Source organism: Paenibacillus sabinae T27 (assembly GCF_000612505.1).
GTDB classification, from domain to species: domain Bacteria; phylum Bacillota; class Bacilli; order Paenibacillales; family Paenibacillaceae; genus Paenibacillus_AQ; species Paenibacillus_AQ sabinae.
Genome location: NZ_CP004078.1, coordinates 3,467,344 through 3,486,902 on the forward strand (window position 1 = coordinate 3,467,344; position 19,559 = coordinate 3,486,902).

Sequence of the window (19,559 nt, forward strand, 5' to 3'; positions counted from 1 at the left end):
GAAAAGGAGTTGTGGACAAACGATGGCTTTAGGGACAACGCGAAAAAGACGGCTCCCTCCCGGAAAACCGCCTTTTGCGCAAAATACTTTTATTGGGTTAGTCCGCCTCTTTAATTTAATTGGAAGAAGGACGGGGAACGGGCTGCCCTCCCGACCAGTAGTACGGGAGCGACTTGACGGGAACAAACCAGGAATTATCCAGCAGATACGATCGCAGATCCTCATCCGGAGCGGGATGTGCCGACCCTTTGTCCACCGCAGTCATAATATCAAGCACATAATCCGCATAAACACTACCGGCCCGGTCCATGATGTAACCCATCTCCTCACCGGAGTACACGCTCGTCAGCTTCAGATTTTCCGTTCCGGCCTTTTTCCCGTCAACCGAATACAGTCCGGGATATACCTCTTCTGCAGCAGGCAGCTGACCGCCGTGGGACGAACGGTATAGATTCACCTTACGCTGGACATCATTCACCGCTTGGACGGTGACGAGATCCATGACTTTGACCGTCGGATTCTTCTCCTCATCCAGCAGCAAAAAGCAGGCGGTTCCGCCTTTTTCGAAGGCCGTCGCCGGAATATTGTCCAGATAACCCTTTTGGTTCAGCTTGTCCAGATCAATCCGGAATTTCTCAAATCTTGGCGTTGTCTCGTCGGCATTCATAATCGGAAGCAAGCCTTCGTCCCGGTAATAGTCGTCGACAGCGGTCTGAATCCGTTTGACGCTTTCCCGGTAACTGACAGTTGAACCGCCGCTCTCCCTTCCGGGATACATACAACCGGGCAGCAATAGAGCAAGGATCAGCGTACCCAGCAACCCGGCGCGCAATGACATTGGAATGCCTCCCCGAATGAATCTCACCAAGCCAAGCATCCTTCCTCTCGTATTCTCACCACAGTTCATCTTCCCGTTCCCGGCGGGCTTCTTCCAGCCTGCGGCGAACAGCGGCTTTAAGCGGGTCCTCCGGAACGGTTACCCGGACGTCGCCCCAGACCTCGGCCTGACAGGCAAGCCGTACGCCTTCGTCCAGTTGGCTGCCCAGCTTCCGGCGCTCGGCATCTCCGGGCGGTTTCACCGCTCCGGCTTCCTGCGCGTCCACCCGGACCTTGCACATGAGGCATCCGGCTTTGCCGCCGCACCGGGTTGCAAGCTTGACGCCCGCCCTCCGCGCCGCTTCCAGCAGCGAAAGTCCTTTTGCGGCCTCGGTCTGCTTTCCTTCAGGCAAAAAGGTGACCTTATATCTTTTTTGCGGTTTCATGAATGCCCTATTTCCTCCTACTGTTTACTGTTTGATTCATTTTAAAATGGCTCTTATGAACAAAGCGCAGTTAAGCCTAACAGTTCGCCAAGCAGCCCGATATGGGAATGCTCCAACGAATTGCGGCGGATCAGTTTTTGCAGCAAAGGCAGATGGGCCGGCAAATCTTGTCTCATGACAGCGGCGATCGCCTCAAACCGGTCTCTTCGTCCGCGAAGCACGTTGAATACAAATTCATGAGCCAGCGGCATCAGGCATAGCTTTCCAATACCGGGGTAATCCACCTCAGGCGCGTTCCCCCGCAAAACCTCCGCCTCCACAACATACTTCGACGGACCGCTGCACACCTCGAACCCGCATACGAGCTCCAGATGATAATTATCCAGCCGGTAATGGCCGATCAGCGAGTAACAGCCGCGGCTCCAGTCCTCCGCAGGCTCTCCGCAGGCATAACGTCTTAAAGCCGTGTGAAGCCTGCTTGCCGCATCCAGATCCGCATACACATCTATATCCCGGGGAGGCGCGGTCAGCGGCACTTGGTGCAGCAGCAATCCGCAGCTCCCTCCCAGCAGCCATAACGGCGGGTTTCCCTCTCCCGCAGCGCTTAATGCGCCTAACGCCTGTACAAGATCCTGACGCAATTCGAGTGGCATTGTATTTCCGTCCAGCATATCCCCACGCCCCATTCCATCAAAAATCGTGAACCGATTCAATCCGAAATATGTAACGGCTTACATAATTGAGGCCGCGCCGCCAAGCAGCCCAAGCAGCATAATCACAAAGGCGATGACAGACAACACGCCGCGCAAGAGGCCCTTCGTCCTGCTGCGGGCAAATGTAATAAGAAATACGGACAACCCCATAATCAAAATGGCAATGAGAGACAGCCACATTTTCGACATCGGGTCCATACGTACGCCTCCATTCAGCTGGAATTGTAAGTATATTCATTATAACACGGACGAAAAAAAAGAGCATCGGAACCGGTCGGTCCTTCCGCTCTCTTATCATGGGTACTCTTATTTTTTCATCATCATCTTCACTAAGCTTTCCAGGCTGCTCGGATTCGTTCCGGTCTTTTTCACCGCACCGATAATATCTTTGATCGTGTCTTCGCTCACAGGCACTTTGGCCATCGCGGACACCTGCTTGATCAATTGGCGGAGCTGGGCTTCACTTTGCAGCGTTCCCGGTTTGACCGTACTGGCCAGTTTTTTCACAGCGCCTTCTGTGATATTTTTGCCCGCCTTTTTATTGATGGCGTTCAATGCGTTCTTGGGAAAATTTCGATTCATTTCGTATCCCTCCTCCGTCAGTCCCCATACAGCATATGAGGCTAACAGGCGAAAGGTGTTGGGCGTATCCCAAGTATGCTTCAGGTATGCCACTGCTCCCAGGTTTCTTGTGAAATGGACTCCAGTTCGGCCTTCGGATCGCGTCCCATCAGCGCTTCGACCGCTTCCCGCGGACTCCGTCCGAGGAACAGCACATGATAAATTTGATCCGTAATCGGCATTTGCACACCCAGTTTGGCCGAGATGGCATAAGCCGCCTGGGTCGTGCGGATTCCTTCCACCACCATGCCCATCGACTCCAGCACCTCATCCAGCGGTTTGCCCTGCCCGAGCATGGAACCGGCCCGCCAATTCCGGCTGTGCTTGCTTGTCGCGGTTACAACAAGGTCGCCAATTCCGGCCAGTCCGGCGAAGGTCAGGGGATTCGCACCGAGCTCAACGCCCACACGGGAAATCTCGGCGATCCCCCGGGTAATCAGCGCAGCTTTGGCATTATCGCCGTAACCGATACCGTCGGACATTCCCGCGCCAAGCGCAATGATGTTCTTGAGCGCTCCCGCTAGTTCAACCCCAACCATATCCCGGTTCGTGTAGACCCGGAAGTCGTTGTTCATGAACAGATCCTGTGCCTGTTTCGCGGCGTTCTCATCCAGTGATGCGACGACGACTGTTGTCGGGCAATGGCGGACGACCTCCTCCGCATGACTCGGACCGGATAAGACGACAATGCGTCCCTCCTCGCATCCCAGCTCCTCGGCGATCACCGTGGACATCCGTTTCATTGTCTCCGTCTCGAAGCCTTTGGTCGCATGAACACACAGCATATCTTCCTTCCAATAAGCCTTCAGACTGCGGGTTACCTGGCGCATGGCCGAAGAAGGAGCCACAATTACGACCGCCTTTGCGTCAGTAACCGCTTCTTCCATATTGGTCGTGGCAATAATGCCCTTAGGCAGAAAGACGCCGGGCAAATAATGCTCGTTCGTGTGGGCCGTATTGATTTCGTCAGCCTGAGCTTGATTTCGCGTCCACAAATATATCTCCGGATGGTTCGCTGCCAGAACGCTTGCCAGCGCTGTTCCCCAACTGCCCGCGACCAGTACGGCGACTTTGTCAGACAACGCGTTTCCCTCCTTTGGGTTTGGAGCCGATTTTATTCTCGCGCCGCTGCGCAATTTTAATTATATTCGTCCGGTGCCGCCAGAATGCAAAGACGGCGATGACGAGGCTCGTCCACAGCACCGGATATGTAAACCCGGTGATCAGCAGGAACACCGGCGTCAGTGCAACGTACAGAAGAGACCCGAGCGACACGTAACGGGTAATAACGATGGACAGAATGGCGATAATTCCGGCATACAGCGCGGGAAAAAAGGCCAGCGTCGCCATGACGCCGATCGTCGTCGCGATCCCTTTACCGCCTTTGAAATGAAAATAAAGCGGCCAGTTATGCCCGATAATGGCTGCGATACCGCATGCGGCCGCGACACCGCTTCCCCAGCCTGCGGCCCACACCCCAAGCCAAACAGCAACAATGCCTTTGAGCACATCGAGAACAAGCACCAGTATGGCGGGGCCTGTTCCAAGCACCCGCAGCGTGTTGGTTGCCCCGGCATTTCCGCTACCGTACTGCCTGATATCAATTCCCTTAAGCAGTCTCGCCAGCAGTACGCTAAAGCTGATGGAGCCGAGCAAATAGCTGATTACAATAACCACAATCTCTAACGCCACGCTTCTTCTCCCCTATTCATCGTCGGATTTACGCCTTGTAAAGATTCGGATCGGCGTGCCCTGAAAATCGAACGCACCGCGGATTTTGTTCTCCAGATAACGCTCGTAGGAGAAGTGCATCAGTGACGGATCATTTACAAATACAACAATCGTCGGCGGCTTCACGGCCACCTGCGTCACATAATTGATACGAAGACGGCGGCCCTTGTCTGTCGGCGGCGGGTTGATCGCAACGGCATCCGACACGACATCGTTGAGCAGATGCGTGGCGATGCGGAGAGAGTGCTGCTGCGCGACATGCTGCACGACAGGCAGCAGCTTCTGCAGGCGCTGCTTCGTGAGCGCGGACAGAAAGACAACCGGCGCATAGGTCATGAACAGAAAATGGTCGCGGATCTTGTTCTCAAAATGCTGCATTGTCTTGTCGTCTTTCTCGACGGCATCCCATTTATTAACCACAAATATCGAGGCCTTGCCGGCATCGTGGGCATAACCCGCGATATGCTTATCCTGGTCGATAATGCCTTCCTCGCCGTTAATGACGACCAGTACAACATCCGCCCGTTCAATTGCCCGCATGGCGCGCATCACGCTGTATTTCTCGGTCGTTTCATACACCTTGCCGCGCTTGCGCATACCAGCGGTATCAATCAGAACATATCGCTGTCCATCCTGTTCGAACGGTGTATCGATCGCGTCGCGGGTCGTGCCCGCCACATTGCTGACAATAACGCGCTCCTCGCCGAGGATGGCGTTGACCAGCGACGATTTCCCCACATTCGGGCGTCCGATCAGCGCAACGCGGATGACATCCTCGTCATACTCTTCTTCCTTGGGCTCCGGCAGCCGCTCCGTAACCGCATCCAGCAGATCGCCGATTCCGGTGCCGTGGCTGCCGGAAATACCGATCGGGTCGCCGAATCCGAGGCTGTAGAATTCATAGATGTCCTCGGCCCGCTTCATATTGTCCACTTTATTGATAGCCAGAATCACCGACTTGCCCGACCGGAACAGCAGCTGGGCGACTTCTTCGTCCGCATTCGTGAGTCCGCTCTTCGCTTCGCACATGAATACAATAAGGTCCGCTTCCTCGATCGCCAGCTCCGCCTGTACGCGGATGGACTTTAGGATCATGTCCTCGCCATCGATTTCAATACCGCCCGTATCGATTACGCTGAACGCCTTGCCGTTCCACTCGGCTACGCCGTATATCCGGTCCCGGGTGATTCCGGGTTTATCCTCGACTATAGCCAGCCGATCACCGATCAGCCGGTTGAAGATCGTCGATTTCCCGACATTAGGCCTCCCTACGATGGCCACAACGGGTCTTGCCATGTTTCATTCCTCCTGTCTGTCTTACGTTTCCCATCATAGCAAAAAAGCTTACCTTTGGCTAACGCCCGAAAACACAATCGGCGAACCCTTAACTAAAGGGTTCGCCGATAAGTATACCCGTTATGTCAGACAAAAAGAGGAATTATTTCTCCTTGAATTTGTCCAGTTTGTCGCCGAAACGTTCGGCCAGCGTGAAGCTGAGCCCTTGGTTGCTAAGCGAAACGTTAGGGTTGTCAAGCACTTCTTTAGGCGCCCGATCTCTGTTTCTCTCCGGCTTGGCGCTAGGCGCTGGAGCTTCTTCCGTTTCCTTGATGCTCAGGGAAACGCGCTTCTCCGACGGATTGAAATCCAGAACCTTAACTTGAACTTCTTGCCCTTCCTTAAGCACTTCATGCGGCGTGCCGATGTGCTTATGGGAAATTTGGGAGATGTGCACGAGACCTTCAACGCCAGGGAACAGCTCAACGAACGCGCCAAAGTTAACAAGGCGTTTAACTTCGCCAGTTACCACATCGCCGATATGGATTTTGTCGGAAGCCGTATCCCAAGGACCCGGCAGTGCCGCTTTGATGCTCAGGCTGATCTTACCTTTTTCCGGATCGACTTTCAGTACCTTCACACGTACCTTATCGCCTTCGGAGATAACATCGGCAGGCTTGTCGACATGGGTCCAAGCGATTTCGGACACGTGTACCAGACCGTCAACGCCGCCTACATCGACGAACGCGCCGAATTGAGTCAGACGCTGAACCGTACCTTCGATAATTTGGCCTTCGGAAAGCTCGGACATAATTCTTTGCTTGTTGGCTTCGAATTCTTCTTCGAGCACTTCTTTGGCGGAAAGAATAACTTTACCGTTCTCACGGTCAAGCTCTTTCACTTTGACGCGCAGTGTACGTCCTTTGTAATCGCTGAAATCTTCAACGAAATGACGCTCAACCATGGAAGCCGGAATAAATCCGCGCGCGCCCACGTCAGCAACCAGACCGCCTTTGACAACGTCGGCGACGGTAACTTCGAAGGCTTCCTGGGAATTGTAATACTTCTCCAGATCATCCCAGGATTTCTCGCTGTCCACAGCGCGTTTGGAAAGAATAAGACTTTCCTTGTTGTCGTTGATGCTGACAACCTTGCATTCCACTTCTTGTCCTACTTCGACTGCCGAAGCGGCATTGTCGAGCTGAACAGAGGACAATTCGCGAATCGGAATGACACCGTCATATTTATATCCAATGCTGACATAAGCCTGGTTATCTTCGATTTTGACGATCGTTCCTTTCACGGTGTCGCCCTTTTTCAAGGAAATGATTTGCTCCAGCTCATCCTGGTTTGCCACTTCCTCTTGATTGTTCGCAGCGGAATCTACCGCTTCTACGGATTCATTGTTTTCCACAGTCTCCGCAGCTTCCTGATTTCTTATTTCTTCAGACATGTGATTACCCTCCTCGATTCAAAACCCCATTTATTTAAACCCGCACTAGAGCAGGGTTCAAAACATACCTCTTTAAAGAAAGCCCCGCTTTAATTGCTAATCCCTATTATGTGCCAAAAAATAACGGCTATGCCACTTTCCGGCGGAGGAATCTTTAGCTTCTTCGTAAATCGCATCAGTTACTGCTCGGCTTGCCGGTCTCAAGCATCTCCCGAATCCGGGCCATGATCAGATCGGTAACCGCTTCAGCCGAATCGCTGCCGCTTGCGGCATATTCGCTCAGATTGATCGGAGCGCCGTAAACGACGACCATCCGGCGAAATGGCTTGTAGTGGCCGATAATCGCCGCCGGAACAACAGCCGCGCCGCTGCGGAGGGCAAAGGTTGCCGCTCCCTTTTTGGCAATTCCGCTGTCGCTGTTCCGCGTACCTTCAGGGAAAATCCCCATTACTTGCCCGTTTCGGAGCAAATTAAGCGCCGTTTTAATGGATTCTTTGCTTACGCCGCCGCGTTTAACCGGAAAAGCGCCAAGCTGTCTGACCAGCGGGCCGAGAACCGGAGCCTTGAACAGTTCCGCCTTGGCCATATAGTTCACTTTGCGTTTAACCTTGATGCCCATGGTTACGGGATCCAGGTTGCTCGTGTGGTTGCCACACAGCAGCACCCCGCCCTCGCTCGGAATATTGTCAACTCCGACCACTTTCAGCGGGAACAACACGGCATAAATCATGCGAAGCAATCCTCGGCAAATCACATAAATCATAAATGGTTTCTCTCCCCGCGAGCATAAGATCTGCAGTGGGACACGATTGTCTCCACAACCTGATCGATATCCATCGACGTCGTATCGAGCAGAATGCTGTCCTCCGCACGTCGCAGCGGCGAAATCTCCCGATTCTGATCGAGATGATCGCGCTGTGCAATATCGTTCTCAAGCTGCTCCAGACTCACCTGCTCCTTATCCTTCAGCTCTTTGTAGCGGCGGAGCGCCCGTTCCTCCACGCTTGCCGTCATGAAAATCTTCACTTCGGCGTCCGGCAGCACGGTTGTGCCGATATCACGCCCATCCATTACGACCCCTTTGACAAGCGCCATCTCGCGCTGCAATTGGCTTAACCGGGTTCGTATGGACTCGATTCCCGCGTACTGCGATACCATGCCGCTGACCTGGAGGGTGCGGATATGAGGAGTAGCGTCTTCCCCGTTGATCAGCACTTTCTGCACTTCTTGTCCGGGTATTAATTCAATCACCATATTTCGCACTGTTTGAAGCACGTCTTCGTGATCTTCCGGCTTAATGCCATTACGGATCAAATACCAGGTAACCGCCCGGTACATCGCTCCCGTATCGACATAAATGTAAGAAAGCTTCTGTGCTACCTTTCGGGCTACCGTACTCTTGCCTGCCCCGGCAGGTCCGTCGATGGCGACGTTGATTTTGTCCAAAGTATGTGTCCCCTGCCTAACCAAAGGGGCAACCCTCCTCAAAATAAAGCCAAGACAGAGCTTGACAGGTGTTTCTTCTCGACATACCAAAGGGTCCGAATTGCCAAATCCACACCTTCTGATATCTTCAAGAAAAAAGCAGGCATTGCCTGCGACTTATAAAATTATACCACAGTTTATGCAGTAGTGCAAAATCGCATAGACTCAAAATACAGGCTTCAAAGCGGGGATAAACCGCGAATTTTGGAGAATTCGGAAACTCTTTGGGGCAATATCGCGCAAAAAATATCGGGAGCCCCTTTTTAGCGGTTGCGAAAATCAAACTGCCGCTCGAAGCAGAAACGGATGATCTTTTGACGTTCGCCGTCCTGGATGTTCACGAATTTGAGCATCGCCAGACTCCGTCCGTTCTCAAGCTCCTTCATTCTTACAACCTCGGCCTCAAAGGATGCATGGTCGCTTGATCCGTTGCGGTAAGGGACAAGAAGCCAGCACTGCAGCCGATCCCCGAGTTCCAGCGGTACGTTCACGTCCGTCCAGAACGACGTTCCTCCGCCGCCGACATCCTCGGTGTGGACCAGAAAACGGCTTCCTCCAATCGTTTTGGCCGCAAGCTCAAGCTCTGCGCTGACACGCAGGAAGCTTCGTCTTTGCATTTTCATAATTTCATTTTCGGCAGGCTTGCGGATGCGTACCATGCGGATGACATCCTCTTTGAAGCCAAGCACATGCGTGTAAAAATAATTCTTGATTCCGCCCTCGCTCATGAAGTAGACCGACAACTCGTCTCCGATATGAAGTCTCTTGAGCCGCCCGGAACCTTCCTGCATCGGAATTTCGATCAGAAATGATTCGTCATCCCATTCCGTAATTCTGGACCGGTATTCGGCCTCGGAATCGGCGGCGTCGCCGGATGCTGCTTTTATGAACAGGTGGTCGTTGATTTTGGGATACAAGCCTGTCACCGCCGTTATATTAGTAAGATCTTCTATAATGGCGATTATACCATGTGATTCGACACCTTTTCGACACCCAAGCGAGAAAATATTGCCGAATTCTCTACGAAATGTTATCTCTTGCCGAATTCCGCCGCAAAAAAGCAAGGCCACCCGGATACGGACAGCCTTGCTGAAGTTCCAGAAAATCACTGTTTCTGCGCGCCCGAAGCGGTCCGGATCTCCTCCACCGATTCTTCGATGCCGGTATTCGCGTTTTCGTAGATGCGGTATTGCGATCCGTTGATCCGGCCCCCGAACTCGTAAGTGAGCACCTCTTCCCCGTCATCATTCTCGATCCAGGCGAGACGGTGATACAATTCACGGAACTCGGGATTCAGCTTTTTACGCGCTTCGTCAACACTGATTCCCGGCTTCGGAATTTTGCGGTTAGTCTGGTGCTGGACCACGTAGTCGCTAGACTGAAATCCGGTAACGTCGCCGGTATCGAGTCCGGAGCGGACCGTTATTTTTTCGGGATAGATCAGCACGCCGTCCTGTTCGGTTACAAAAGTGAAGTTCCCCAGGTTGTCGAACCGGTCGGCGCTGACCGGCACCATGTTCGAATAACCCTTTCGCTCCAGAAATTGGCGGGCCTTGCTTTCAGCCTCATCCATAGATACCTTCGCCTTTCCGACCTCGCGGTTATTATTAAAAGAAATCAGCAGCCCGCCTTTTGTGGTGAAATCCATGCTGACCGTTTCTTTCGTCCCAATGACCGTCGCCGTATACGAAGCCCATTCCGTCCCTTTTCCGTTCTCGGTAATATGCACCTTCGCTCCGCTGCCGACATCCGCGTATTTCAGCGCCTTGCGGCGGATATCATCCACCGAAACCGGGGGACCGCTCAGCTTGCGGACGGAACGCTTATCATACACGCTGGCAACAGAAGGACCCCAATCTAGCTCCGGATAGGCGCTTACCCGTTTGTCCACGGTCTTGAAGCCGTCGATAATGGTGTTGTCCTCGGCCTTTTTCTCCGATGCCAGTGCCGACTCGACATCCATCCAGCGGAGACGGTTCGTGATTACCTTGTGCTGAACCTCCTGAAGATCCTTCGAGATTTCTCCCGAATTTTTATACAGGGCCTTCATGTTGTTCATTTCGCCTTCGCTCAAAGGCTTGGTCTTGAAATCCCGCACCGCCGCCTTGTAGGAGAAGTTCGATATTTTGGAGAGGAATTCTTCGGTCTTGCTGAATGGCAGCAGCGTCAGGGGGAGCTGGTTGATTTCATTCTGCGCTTCGCTCGTCAAACGCCACACATTTGTAAGACTTTTACGGTGCATTCCGTCGGAGGTGGAACTTACGGCAAGCGCATTGCCGAGTTCGCCATGCAGCCGCTCCATATGATAAGACAGGTCATGGAAGGCACGCTGATACTGGTTCTCTGCTTTCAGCAGGACCGCGTTCTTCTCCTGGTTCTCCTGGTAGCCCCACACAAGCGCTCCAATGAGCAGCACTGCGGTTATCGGGAACAATACGGCACTCATTCTTCTGTACATATGGCTGAAAGACTCCCTTCAGGTAACTTATTGCCCTTAGTTTGACAAAAGTCAAGAAGTCTTATGCACCGGTGCCCGGAGAAACCGCCAATGTCTGGTCCTGTAGACGCAAAAAAGAGCAAGCTCGCCTCTCAAGCCTGCTCTTCAATCAAAAAACCTTCGGTGCAGTTGCAAAGGCACTGCTTGAATCCCGTGTGAATGACGCCCTGGGTTCGGATGCCGCGCAAAATATAGCTCTCCCCGCACTGCTTGCATACGATTCGCACTTTTACACGCAAAAAAGACACCTCGCTTCCGGGCAGTTTCCCTGCAGAAAATCATCCCGGTAACAGTGTGTCCATTTGCGCTAAAGATTAACCTCTTCCTCCCGTTTCAGCAGGCGAAAAGGCGAAAGGTTGTTGGCCCGCGCCACCTTGATCATGCCTCCGTACCATAAAAAAGCCATCAGCGGCACAATAAACCAGATCCAGTAGCTTGATGTCGTGTTCAAAATAAAATCATAAATCCCGTGCCACATCCAAGGGAGAAACAGCGAGACGGCGAGTATTCCCCGGCTTCTGGCCCCTTTGGAGAACTTGGCTCTCCCGAGATGATAACCCATCACAACCCCGAACATGGCATGCCCCGATACCGGCAGCAGCGCTCTCAGGAACATGGAACCGATAGACGCATGGCTGTACCAAGCGTACATCACATTCTCGATTGTCGCAAAACCGAGCGATATCGCCACAGCATATAGAATGCCGTCATACGGCTCGTCGAACTCCGTGTGGTTATAGATGATATGATACATCACGAACCATTTCAGGCACTCCTCCACTCCGGCGGAGATCAGAAATGATTCCGTGTACGGACCCGCATGCAGCCCCAAGGACAGTCCCCGCTGAATAATCATAACCGGAAACACGATCAGCAGCCCCAGCAAAAAGACTTTAAGCACGATATGAAGCGGCTCCTGGTCGTACTTGTCCTTCAGGTAAAAATAAATCAGCAGGGCCAGTCCCGGTGCCACTGCCGACGAAACTACCGATAACAAAAGCACCGAACGTTCCTCCCCGCTAGTGAATATAAAAGAATAGGCCGGCTCTTTCCCTATGAAACAGGCAGGGCCGGCCGGCGTTGGTGACAAGGGAGAGGGAATGTCATAACTAATCTCCCTCCCGCATTATTCTTGGCGTTTGAAAAAGGCGCACAGCTGCTGAACGGCGTTCTCCGCCATAACCGTCTTGCCGTATTCGTCCAGCACCGTCTCGGTTACCGGGGAAGAATCCCCGAATTCGGCAAGCACAGCGACAAGTGCCGACAGCGCCGGCTCCTCATATTCCTTCGGATCAAAATAGAGATACCATTTATCGTTATAGGAGTAAAGCTTGCCGGCGGAAGTAATGTTGCCGATGAGCACATGCGCCGCTTCTACCACGACTTCGAAATCGCGGAAAGCGTAGACGATGGAGTCCGCCTGTTCCAGGGTAACCTCCATCTCATAAATCTCATCGGGCAGTTCTTCCTCCCCGGACGCTCCGTATTGATGATCGTATTTGCCTCGGGTGACGATGACGACCATACCTTGTGCGGGCAGAGCAAACACTTCCACGGCAAGAGGACCGGTTGCGTCAAATCCAAGTTCGTTGTATGCCTGATCCATCATTTCCGTAAAGAGGTCATGAACTTTGGGGACTTCTTGCCACATGTCTTCCTTCTGGATCCCCCGCTCGCTCAGGTCGTCAAAAGTGAGGAAAATCCGTATCTTATCTTGACTTAAACGCTCTATTCTCATGACAGGATCCTCCTTTTGAAAGCTCAGGTTTATTATAGTGTATGATGAGTCCCGAGTAATGAGCCAAAAATGGTTATTAGGTTGATTGATATGTATGTATGTTACCATTTTGCCGAGATAAATGCACGCAAATATGTAGGCGGGGCCTCTTACATTTTAAAAATGTGTGACTTATCGGCTCCATGCTCCGAACTTGCGGTCAAAAAAAAGAATCATTTTGAAGGTACAACATCCCCAAAATGATTCTTCAAAAAATAGTTGTGATTACAATCCGGGTATGGCGGTATGGGTTTCTTTGAGAATCTGCTCGACATCCCGTTTGACTTCAGGGTTGCTGCGGATGAAATCCTTCAGCATTTTGAGGTTGGCTTCCTTGGAACGGACAGGAGATTCCGTCTTGTTCCCTGCCTGATGGGTGCTTGCCGCATTGGATTGCTGCTGTCCCGAGGAGGAACTGCCGAAGCCGGTCATCGCCATATCCATGATTTTGTTCTTGGCTTTGTCGGCTGCGCCGGATTGCCCCAGAAATGGAATGAACATATTGCGCTTCTTGGACATAAGCATACTGGTGGTGGCGCCCAGCATAACTCCCCATAAAAATGACGAAGTCTTCACATTTATTACCTCCTTGTGTGGTAAAATCATGACTAGTGTTCGCGGAAAGTATCCGCCTCATACAGCCTAACGACAGGAAAGCGAGTTGAAATAAGTGGGTAAACAGACAGCAGCGCTGCTGATGGCCGCCTTGCTGCTGACATCGTGCAGCGGCGCGGGCGGCGGAGCGGATAACGCGGCGGCCCCCGAGGGGACTTCCGCGGCTGCGACGCAAAGCGCGATCGCTTCTTCCGCTCCCGCCGGGACCGCGACGGCAGCACCCGCCGATTCTCCGCAGGCATCCGATTCAGGCAACGACGCGGCTGCTTCGCCTGCTGCGCCCGGGTCTTCGGAGCCAGCAGCAACAGCCTCCGCAGGACCTTCCGCCACCCCCACGGATGCGGGTAAGCAATCCGCAAGCGGGATGAATGCCGATGTGCCGGTCCTGTATCATATGAACAAGAACTACGACATCAAGCCGAATGAGGAAAGTACGAACAAAAAGATCGTCCTGCTGACTTTTGACGACGGTCCTAAGGAAGCCAAGACGATCAATGCCATCTTCGACACGCTGGAGAAGCATCACGCCAAGGCGATCTTTTTCGTCAACGGCTACCGGATCAAGGAGCATCCGGAGCTGCTGAAGCTGATTCAGCAGCGCGGCGGAATCATCGGCAATCACAGCTGGGATCATATCGTTCTGAAGGACAAACCGTATGCGGAAGTCAAACAGCAGATCGAGGATGTGCAGAGAATCGTCAAGAAAGTGACCGGGGAAACGCCCGTATTCTTCCGTCCTCCGCACGGCGCGGGCGGCGATGTTGGCAGGAAGGTTGCGGCCGAGAACGGCCTGCTGTACATGACCTGGTCTAACGGTTCGCTGGACTGGACAATGAGCGAGAAGGAAGAGAATAAAACGGGGAAAATCGTCAAGAATGTTACCAGTCAGCTGCACTCCGGCAGCAATATTCTCATGCATGAGCTTCCGTGGACAACCGAAGCGCTTGACACGCTGCTGACAACGCTCGAAGGCAAGGGCTACAGCTTTGTCGACCCTCGCAGCATCGAGCTGGGCACGCGATAATCGAAAAGACGCCTTGTTCCATAATGGAACAAGACGCCTTTTTTTGTTAACGTGTTTTCGGCCGAGGAAATAAGCTTTCGAGCGATTTTCGGGCGGCGTCATCAATCAAGCGCTGTCATTTCCAGGCGCCCTTCCGCCTCAGCGTCAGAATATTAAGCTCGGCCGGGCTGTTCCAGCGCAGCGGCAAATGGGCGGTACCGAATCCCCGGCTGATCAGCAGCTTGGCTTTTTTTCCCGTACCGTCACCTTTGGGCCACAGGAACATTCCGGCCGAATAAATATGGTAAAAAGCTTCCACATGTCTTCGGCCGATATAGGGCAAAACCACCTGCCCCCCGTGCGTATGGCCGGAAAGGACGAGATCGGCAGGGACGGTCTTCCGCTTCAGCAGCCACATCGGATCATGAACAAGGATAATCCGGCATTCCTTCTCTTTGCCCGAAGGCAGGTCCGGAAGCGGAGCATAGGCGACTTTGCCGCCAGTTCTAGGGTAGTCTACGCCGGTGAGCCAAAGCTGCGCTCCTTCCGTTGTCAGCGGAATGTTCTCGTCCGCCAGAAGCCGGACCCCGCTGTGTTCGAGTATGCGGTCAACCTCGCCGATATCCGCCTTGTAATCATGGTTGCCGTGCACGGCGTAGACAGGCCCGATCGAAGCGAGCAGCGCCATATTCGCCCGGAGACGCTGAAGAGGACAATTCTTCTCCGTCATATCGCCGCCCACCAGCACAACGTCCACTTTGCCCTTCAAGCCGGACAGCAGCTTATGCGGAAGGCTCCGGCGATGAATATCGGTCACGAGCAGGATTCGATAACCGTCGAACGGTACGGGGAGCGTATCCAGTGCAATTTCAGTCTCAGTTAGACGGCTGCGAAATGCTTCGGCCAGCATAACCGTGCCGATCGTGGTCAGACAGGCTGCGGCCAGAAGCAAAACCCAAACCGCTACCATAGCGTCCTCAGCGGCGGGGCGCCTTTGATTCCCCACCATACCAGCAGGATCAGGAGCATCATAAACAGTACGTTCAGCGAATTGACAAACAGCTTGCTGAGTCTGACCCGTTCCGAACGATAGGTTGCGGATCGGGACGGGGCGGATTGCTCCTCTTCCTCCCCCGGTCTGGGGCGGTCCGCCCTCTTTCTTCCTCTTGGGGCCGTGGTTTTCCGGCCTTCCTGCCCGGTTTTACGGCCAGCAGAGGTGCTTTTACGGGAACGGGAGAGGGTTGGCGAGGACGTCTGTTCTTTTTTCTTTGAGGCGGAAGCTTCCGCTTTGCCCGCGTTTTTTTCATGGATACCGGATGTTTCCTTGCGGATCTTTTTGTTCTTGCGTGACTTTATCCGGCTGAGCTCTTCACTCATGACTCCCTCCTGTAGCGAATCACCAATCCTGAGAACAGGTCAATGATAAAATGGCATAATATCGGTGCCCAGATCGTTCCGGAATAAATATAAATCAGTCCAAGTCCGTAGCTGCTCGCAAACACCCAGCCGGTCGGAATCCAGTGCCTCAGGTAACGGACATGGATAATGGCGAACAGAATGCTTGTCCAATAGGGCCCGAAGGCATACTGTACCGCTCCTCGAAAGAGCAGCTCTTCACAGACCGACACGATGGCGGCAATGAGCGCAATATGCCAGATCGGCCTTCCCCGGAACAACAGCTCGTTAATCCCGCCGTCATCCATCGTTTCTTCGGGGACAATATAGGTTAACACGAAGTCCACGATGAGCATAATGACCGCCAGACCTAGGCCCCAGGCCGCAAAACGGGCACCCTCGGGAAAATTTAATATGTGAAAGGGGTTTCTTTTCTGAAATAATATCCACACCAAACCGATAATAAGAGTAATAGCCTGCGTGAAATAGAGATTAACAAGCAGCAGCCGGTCGGTTAACTGCTCCGGGGTTGCCTTTTTTACTTTTATATCGCCGAATTTAAATTTTTTCATTCATAACCTGCCTGTTCTATAATAGTGTTTTCCGGATGCTTCATCCTCAATTTATCTTTACTGAAAAAGGAGCCGTCGCTTATGAATCGCCGCACATCCCAATCCCCGCTGCTGTACACCCTCGGATTTTTGTTCTGCCTGATCCTTATCTTTGCCGTGTTCTTTACCGGAGTAAGGGTCGGGGCCGACAAGGTCGAGGCCAAATACGAGAAATCGAACGCCAATGCACAATTGGAAAAAAGCTACACCTCATACCGCCAGACGGATCTCGTCACCTTCTATCATAACGTATTTTCGCCATATCGGGAATTCAAGCGGAGCTGGAATGAGAAGGTAAGTCTATTGGCCGGAGGCGCCGATAACAGCTCGAATATCCTTAAGAGTCTTCGCTCGCTCGCGGATGATGCCTACGCGCAAGTCAATCAGGCCTCGCTCTTCCCCGACTCTCCTCTTCTTGAGCGGGGTCAGCTCAATATTCTGAAGAGCCTGCGTCTCTTCTCCGAGGCTGCGAATCAGGCGTCCGGGATCTCCGGAGGAGCCCAGGCGGCGAAGACGCTCAGAAGCGGTGAGTTTGCGGAGGGCGCGGTTAAATTCGGACTTTTGGGCCAGAGCAATTATTATAACTCGATGCTGAAATGGGGTTCCCAGACGAATTCTTCCATCCCTTCCGAAACGGGGAATCCGAAGGTGGTTTCAATTGGCGAGTGGAAGAAGATGCCTCTTCTGCTCAAGAACGCTACAATCGCGGAAATCCTGTTGAACCGCGGCGTTTTTGCGGATTATGATCCGCAGGACGTAACAGCCAAGATCGACAACCTGATCCATTCTGGCACAGCAGAATCCCTTAAGCTGACCAGCATCCAGGGTGCGACCTCCTTGCTGATATCGACCGACGCCTTCGGGGAGCGGGATTTCTCCAAGTGGCGCAATCAATACTACGGCAACGAGACGCTTCCCGAGCTTCCGTTCTTCTACGACTAAGCCGGCTAATGCATCATATCACAATTATCCGTTAAAATTCTATTGACACATGTCGCATGGCCATGTTACATTTATGAAAAATTAATCAAGCATAAAGCGATGATGGAACAAAGTTACTGAAGGTCTTCAGAGAGCCGGCGGGTGGTGCAAGCCGGTGACGGACGGTAGTCTTTAGCGCTCCTGAGATATTGTGTTGAACTTTAGTAGGCACAATCGGATCATCTCCGTTACCAGTGTTCCTGTTTACAGGAAATAAGGCTGTATCTGTAAAATGATGCAGTGAATTAGGGTGGTACCACGATACTCTCGTCCCTTACTGTGGAAGCAGTATGGGGTCGGGAGTTTTTTATTGCCAGCCTTGTATCTTTACTGGTCGCCCGGAAGGCATACCTTCATTTCAGGCCTTGCTCCAGCTTTGGTCTTTGCTGCGGTACCGCGTTGACGCTTGCCTGAAAATGCGGTATGATCGCCTTCTCCTGTGATAATAATGGCTTTAGGTAATACGGAGAGCCCCATTAGGGCCTCCTCAAAATATAAAGTGTTTTACACATTTAAGGAGGAAAAAGAAAAGCATGTTTAAAATTTTGGTATCGGACCCGATCAGTGATCTGGGCATCCAACAGCTGACGGAAGCAAGCGACGTAACGGTAGACAAGAAGACGGGACTCAGCGAAGACGAACTGATTGCCATTATCGGTGAATACGACGGTCTGCTCGTTCGTTCCCAGACAACTGTTACGGACAAAATCATTGAAGCCGGGTCCAAGCTGAAGGTTATCGGACGCGCAGGTGTCGGCGTGGACAATATCAATCTGGAAGCAGCTACCAAACGCGGCGTTGTTGTTATCAATGCTCCCGACGGCAACACCATCACGACCTGTGAGCATGCTTTCGCCATGATGATGGCCCTTGCCCGTCACATTCCTCAAGCCTATGCGAAGACAATTACCGGTGTGTGGGATAAAAAATCGTTCCTCGGTGTCGAACTTCGCGGCAAGTCGCTCGGCGTTCTCGGCATGGGCCGGATCGGCAGCGAAGTCGCCAAACGCGCCAAAGCGTTCGGCATGAATATTTTGGCCTATGACCCGTTCCTGACGGCAGACCGGGCGGAAAAGCTGGAAGTCAAGCTGGCATCCGTTGACGACATCGTTCGGGGCGCAGACTTCATTACGGTTCATACGCCGCTGACGCCGCAAACCCGCCATATGATTTCCCGGCCGCAGTTTGAGGTTATGAAGAAAGGCATGCGCATCGTCAACTGTGCCCGCGGCGGCGTCATTGACGAAGGAGCGCTCGTGGAAGCCATCGATGCCGGCATCGTAGCCGGAGCCGCATTCGACGTATTTGAGAAGGAGCCGCCGGAAGCGGATCACCCTTTCCTGACCCATCCGAAGATCATCGTCACTCCTCACCTTGGCGCATCCACCGTGGAAGCGCAGGAGAACGTGGCTATCGACGTGTCCGAGCAAGTGCTGCATATTTTGCGGAGCGAGCCGTTTATCAATGCCGTCAACATTCCGCCGGTTGCGCCGAGCGTGATGAACAAGCTGCAGCCTTACTTTAATCTTGGCGAGAAGCTTGGCAGCTTCGCTTCGCAAATTACGAAGGGCGTTATCAACGAAATTCATCTTGAATTTGCCGGCGATCTTGCTGATGTCGATACTCAGCCGCTGAACCGTTACATTGTTAAAGGCGTGCTGTCCCGCCACTTCGGCGGAGACGCCAACATCGTCAACGCCATGCACCTGGCCAAGACAAGTGATGTTAATGTCGTCGTGACAAAAGCTTCGAAGCCAAAAAGCTTTACCAACCTCATTACAGTGAAGCTCCTCGCCGAGGGCGGCGAAGAACGCCTTGTATCCGGTACGCTTCTGCAAGGCTACGGCGAACGGATTGTACAAGTGGGCAAATTCCCGATCGACATCGCTCCGGAAGGCCATCAAATCCTGGTGTCCCATAACGACAAACCGGGTATTATCGGTAATGTAGGTACGCTGCTCGGCCAGAACGATGTCAACATCGCATCCATGCAGGTTGGACGGGTTGTTGTGGGCGGAGAAGCCGTTATGCTGCTGACCGTCGACAAAGAAGTGCCGAATGAGGTGCTTGTGAAGCTGGCCGCTCTGCCGGAGATCAACACGGCTACTGAGGTCGTACTGCTGTAAATTGTTCAACGCTA

Annotated in this window: 24 protein-coding genes and 1 other annotated feature; of the genes, 3 read left to right on the forward strand and 21 right to left on the reverse strand. The window is 52.9% G+C overall.

Going from position 1 to position 19,559, the window contains the following annotated elements; genetic code table 11:
- Positions 1–115: 115 nt before the first annotated feature.
- The 17 genes from PSAB_RS15980 to PSAB_RS16055 all read right to left on the reverse strand — a co-directional run bounded on the left by PSAB_RS15980 (position 116) and on the right by PSAB_RS16055 (position 13,390).
- The gene (locus tag PSAB_RS15980; RefSeq protein WP_038595990.1) at positions 116–838 is read right to left on the reverse strand and encodes a DUF3939 domain-containing protein; all 723 of its coding nucleotides are present in this window, start codon (positions 836–838) and stop codon (positions 116–118) included.
- 55 nt (positions 839–893) lie between these two features.
- Positions 894–1,262 carry a 2Fe-2S iron-sulfur cluster-binding protein gene (locus tag PSAB_RS15985; RefSeq protein WP_025335593.1) on the reverse strand — a complete coding sequence of 123 codons (369 nt, stop codon included), beginning with the start codon at positions 1,260–1,262 and terminating at the stop codon, positions 894–896.
- Positions 1,263–1,315: 53 nt separating this feature from the next.
- Positions 1,316–1,915, reverse strand: coding sequence for a hypothetical protein (locus tag PSAB_RS15990; RefSeq protein WP_144240527.1), 600 nt, complete (start codon positions 1,913–1,915; stop codon positions 1,316–1,318).
- A 78-nt stretch (positions 1,916–1,993) separates the two neighbouring features.
- Complete coding sequence (locus PSAB_RS15995; protein ID WP_025335595.1) at positions 1,994–2,173, reverse strand: DUF2768 family protein; 180 nt, start codon at positions 2,171–2,173, stop codon at positions 1,994–1,996.
- 108 nt (positions 2,174–2,281) lie between these two features.
- Positions 2,282–2,557, reverse strand: a complete 276-nt coding sequence (locus PSAB_RS16000) for a stage VI sporulation protein F (protein WP_025335596.1) — start codon at positions 2,555–2,557, stop codon at positions 2,282–2,284.
- Positions 2,558–2,637: 80 nt separating this feature from the next.
- On the reverse strand, positions 2,638–3,678 hold the full coding sequence (locus tag PSAB_RS16005) for an NAD(P)H-dependent glycerol-3-phosphate dehydrogenase (RefSeq protein ID WP_025335597.1): 1,041 nt from the start codon (positions 3,676–3,678) through the stop codon (positions 2,638–2,640).
- Entirely contained in the window at positions 3,671–4,288 is a 618-nt protein-coding gene (plsY, locus tag PSAB_RS16010) for a glycerol-3-phosphate 1-O-acyltransferase PlsY (RefSeq protein ID WP_025335598.1), read from the reverse strand. Before plsY ends, PSAB_RS16005 begins: the two co-directional genes overlap by 8 nt.
- 12 nt (positions 4,289–4,300) lie before the next feature.
- Positions 4,301–5,623: a ribosome biogenesis GTPase Der gene (gene der, locus PSAB_RS16015; RefSeq protein ID WP_025335599.1), complete on the reverse strand. Its 1,323-nt coding sequence runs from the start codon at positions 5,621–5,623 to the stop codon at positions 4,301–4,303.
- A 142-nt stretch (positions 5,624–5,765) separates the two neighbouring features.
- On the reverse strand, positions 5,766–7,055 hold the full coding sequence (rpsA, locus tag PSAB_RS16020; RefSeq protein ID WP_025335600.1) for a 30S ribosomal protein S1: 1,290 nt from the start codon (positions 7,053–7,055) through the stop codon (positions 5,766–5,768).
- Positions 7,056–7,230: 175 nt separating this feature from the next.
- Positions 7,231–7,818, reverse strand: a complete 588-nt coding sequence (locus PSAB_RS16025; RefSeq protein ID WP_025335601.1) for a lysophospholipid acyltransferase family protein — start codon at positions 7,816–7,818, stop codon at positions 7,231–7,233.
- Positions 7,815–8,525, reverse strand: a complete 711-nt coding sequence (gene cmk, locus PSAB_RS16030) for a (d)CMP kinase (protein ID WP_025335602.1) — start codon at positions 8,523–8,525, stop codon at positions 7,815–7,817. Before cmk ends, PSAB_RS16025 begins: the two co-directional genes overlap by 4 nt.
- 278 nt (positions 8,526–8,803) lie before the next feature.
- Positions 8,804–9,457 (reverse strand): flagellar brake protein, encoded by a 654-nt coding sequence (locus PSAB_RS16035; protein ID WP_025335603.1) that lies wholly within the window; start codon positions 9,455–9,457, stop codon positions 8,804–8,806.
- 188 nt (positions 9,458–9,645) lie between these two features.
- Complete coding sequence (gene ypeB / locus PSAB_RS16040; protein WP_025335604.1) at positions 9,646–10,998, reverse strand: germination protein YpeB; 1,353 nt, start codon at positions 10,996–10,998, stop codon at positions 9,646–9,648.
- 131 nt (positions 10,999–11,129) lie between these two features.
- On the reverse strand, positions 11,130–11,276 hold the full coding sequence (locus tag PSAB_RS25980; RefSeq protein WP_165094449.1) for a hypothetical protein: 147 nt from the start codon (positions 11,274–11,276) through the stop codon (positions 11,130–11,132).
- Positions 11,277–11,344: 68 nt separating this feature from the next.
- A complete protein-coding gene (gene prsW / locus PSAB_RS16045; protein WP_025335605.1) occupies positions 11,345–12,040 on the reverse strand; it encodes a glutamic-type intramembrane protease PrsW in 696 nt (231 codons plus the stop codon).
- 123 nt (positions 12,041–12,163) lie between these two features.
- Positions 12,164–12,775, reverse strand: a complete 612-nt coding sequence (locus PSAB_RS16050) for a genetic competence negative regulator (RefSeq protein ID WP_025335606.1) — start codon at positions 12,773–12,775, stop codon at positions 12,164–12,166.
- A 264-nt stretch (positions 12,776–13,039) separates the two neighbouring features.
- On the reverse strand, positions 13,040–13,390 hold the full coding sequence (locus PSAB_RS16055; RefSeq protein WP_025335607.1) for a hypothetical protein: 351 nt from the start codon (positions 13,388–13,390) through the stop codon (positions 13,040–13,042).
- Between the two features lie 94 nt (positions 13,391–13,484).
- Between PSAB_RS16055 and PSAB_RS16060 the strand changes: the two genes are divergently transcribed.
- On the forward strand, positions 13,485–14,453 hold the full coding sequence (locus tag PSAB_RS16060) for a polysaccharide deacetylase family protein (protein ID WP_025335608.1): 969 nt from the start codon (positions 13,485–13,487) through the stop codon (positions 14,451–14,453).
- Between the two features lie 115 nt (positions 14,454–14,568).
- Here the strand turns inward: PSAB_RS16060 and PSAB_RS16065 are convergent, their stop codons facing one another.
- From PSAB_RS16065 to PSAB_RS16075, 3 genes are read right to left on the reverse strand one after another with little or no spacing between them, the layout of a single operon-like run.
- A complete protein-coding gene (locus PSAB_RS16065) occupies positions 14,569–15,402 on the reverse strand; it encodes a metallophosphoesterase (RefSeq protein ID WP_025335609.1) in 834 nt (277 codons plus the stop codon).
- Complete coding sequence (locus PSAB_RS16070) at positions 15,396–15,809, reverse strand: hypothetical protein (RefSeq protein WP_025335610.1); 414 nt, start codon at positions 15,807–15,809, stop codon at positions 15,396–15,398. Before PSAB_RS16070 ends, PSAB_RS16065 begins: the two co-directional genes overlap by 7 nt.
- The gene (locus PSAB_RS16075) at positions 15,806–16,399 is read right to left on the reverse strand and encodes a CPBP family glutamic-type intramembrane protease (protein WP_025335611.1); all 594 of its coding nucleotides are present in this window, start codon (positions 16,397–16,399) and stop codon (positions 15,806–15,808) included. Before PSAB_RS16075 ends, PSAB_RS16070 begins: the two co-directional genes overlap by 4 nt.
- Before the next feature lie 81 nt (positions 16,400–16,480).
- Here PSAB_RS16075 and PSAB_RS16080 point away from each other — a divergent pair, with 81 nt between their 5' ends.
- Positions 16,481–17,380 (forward strand): hypothetical protein, encoded by a 900-nt coding sequence (locus PSAB_RS16080; protein WP_025335612.1) that lies wholly within the window; start codon positions 16,481–16,483, stop codon positions 17,378–17,380.
- Between the two features lie 90 nt (positions 17,381–17,470).
- Positions 17,471–17,697: a binding site (T-box leader), on the forward strand.
- A 49-nt stretch (positions 17,698–17,746) separates the two neighbouring features.
- On the opposite strand, the gene PSAB_RS25815 is transcribed toward PSAB_RS16080, so the two are convergent.
- Positions 17,747–17,896: a hypothetical protein gene (locus PSAB_RS25815; protein WP_158442597.1), complete on the reverse strand. Its 150-nt coding sequence runs from the start codon at positions 17,894–17,896 to the stop codon at positions 17,747–17,749.
- 56 nt (positions 17,897–17,952) lie between these two features.
- On the opposite strand from PSAB_RS25815, the gene serA reads away from it, so the two are divergent.
- The gene (gene serA / locus PSAB_RS16085; RefSeq protein ID WP_025335613.1) at positions 17,953–19,545 is read left to right on the forward strand and encodes a phosphoglycerate dehydrogenase; all 1,593 of its coding nucleotides are present in this window, start codon (positions 17,953–17,955) and stop codon (positions 19,543–19,545) included.
- The last annotated feature ends 14 nt before the right edge of the window (positions 19,546–19,559 follow it).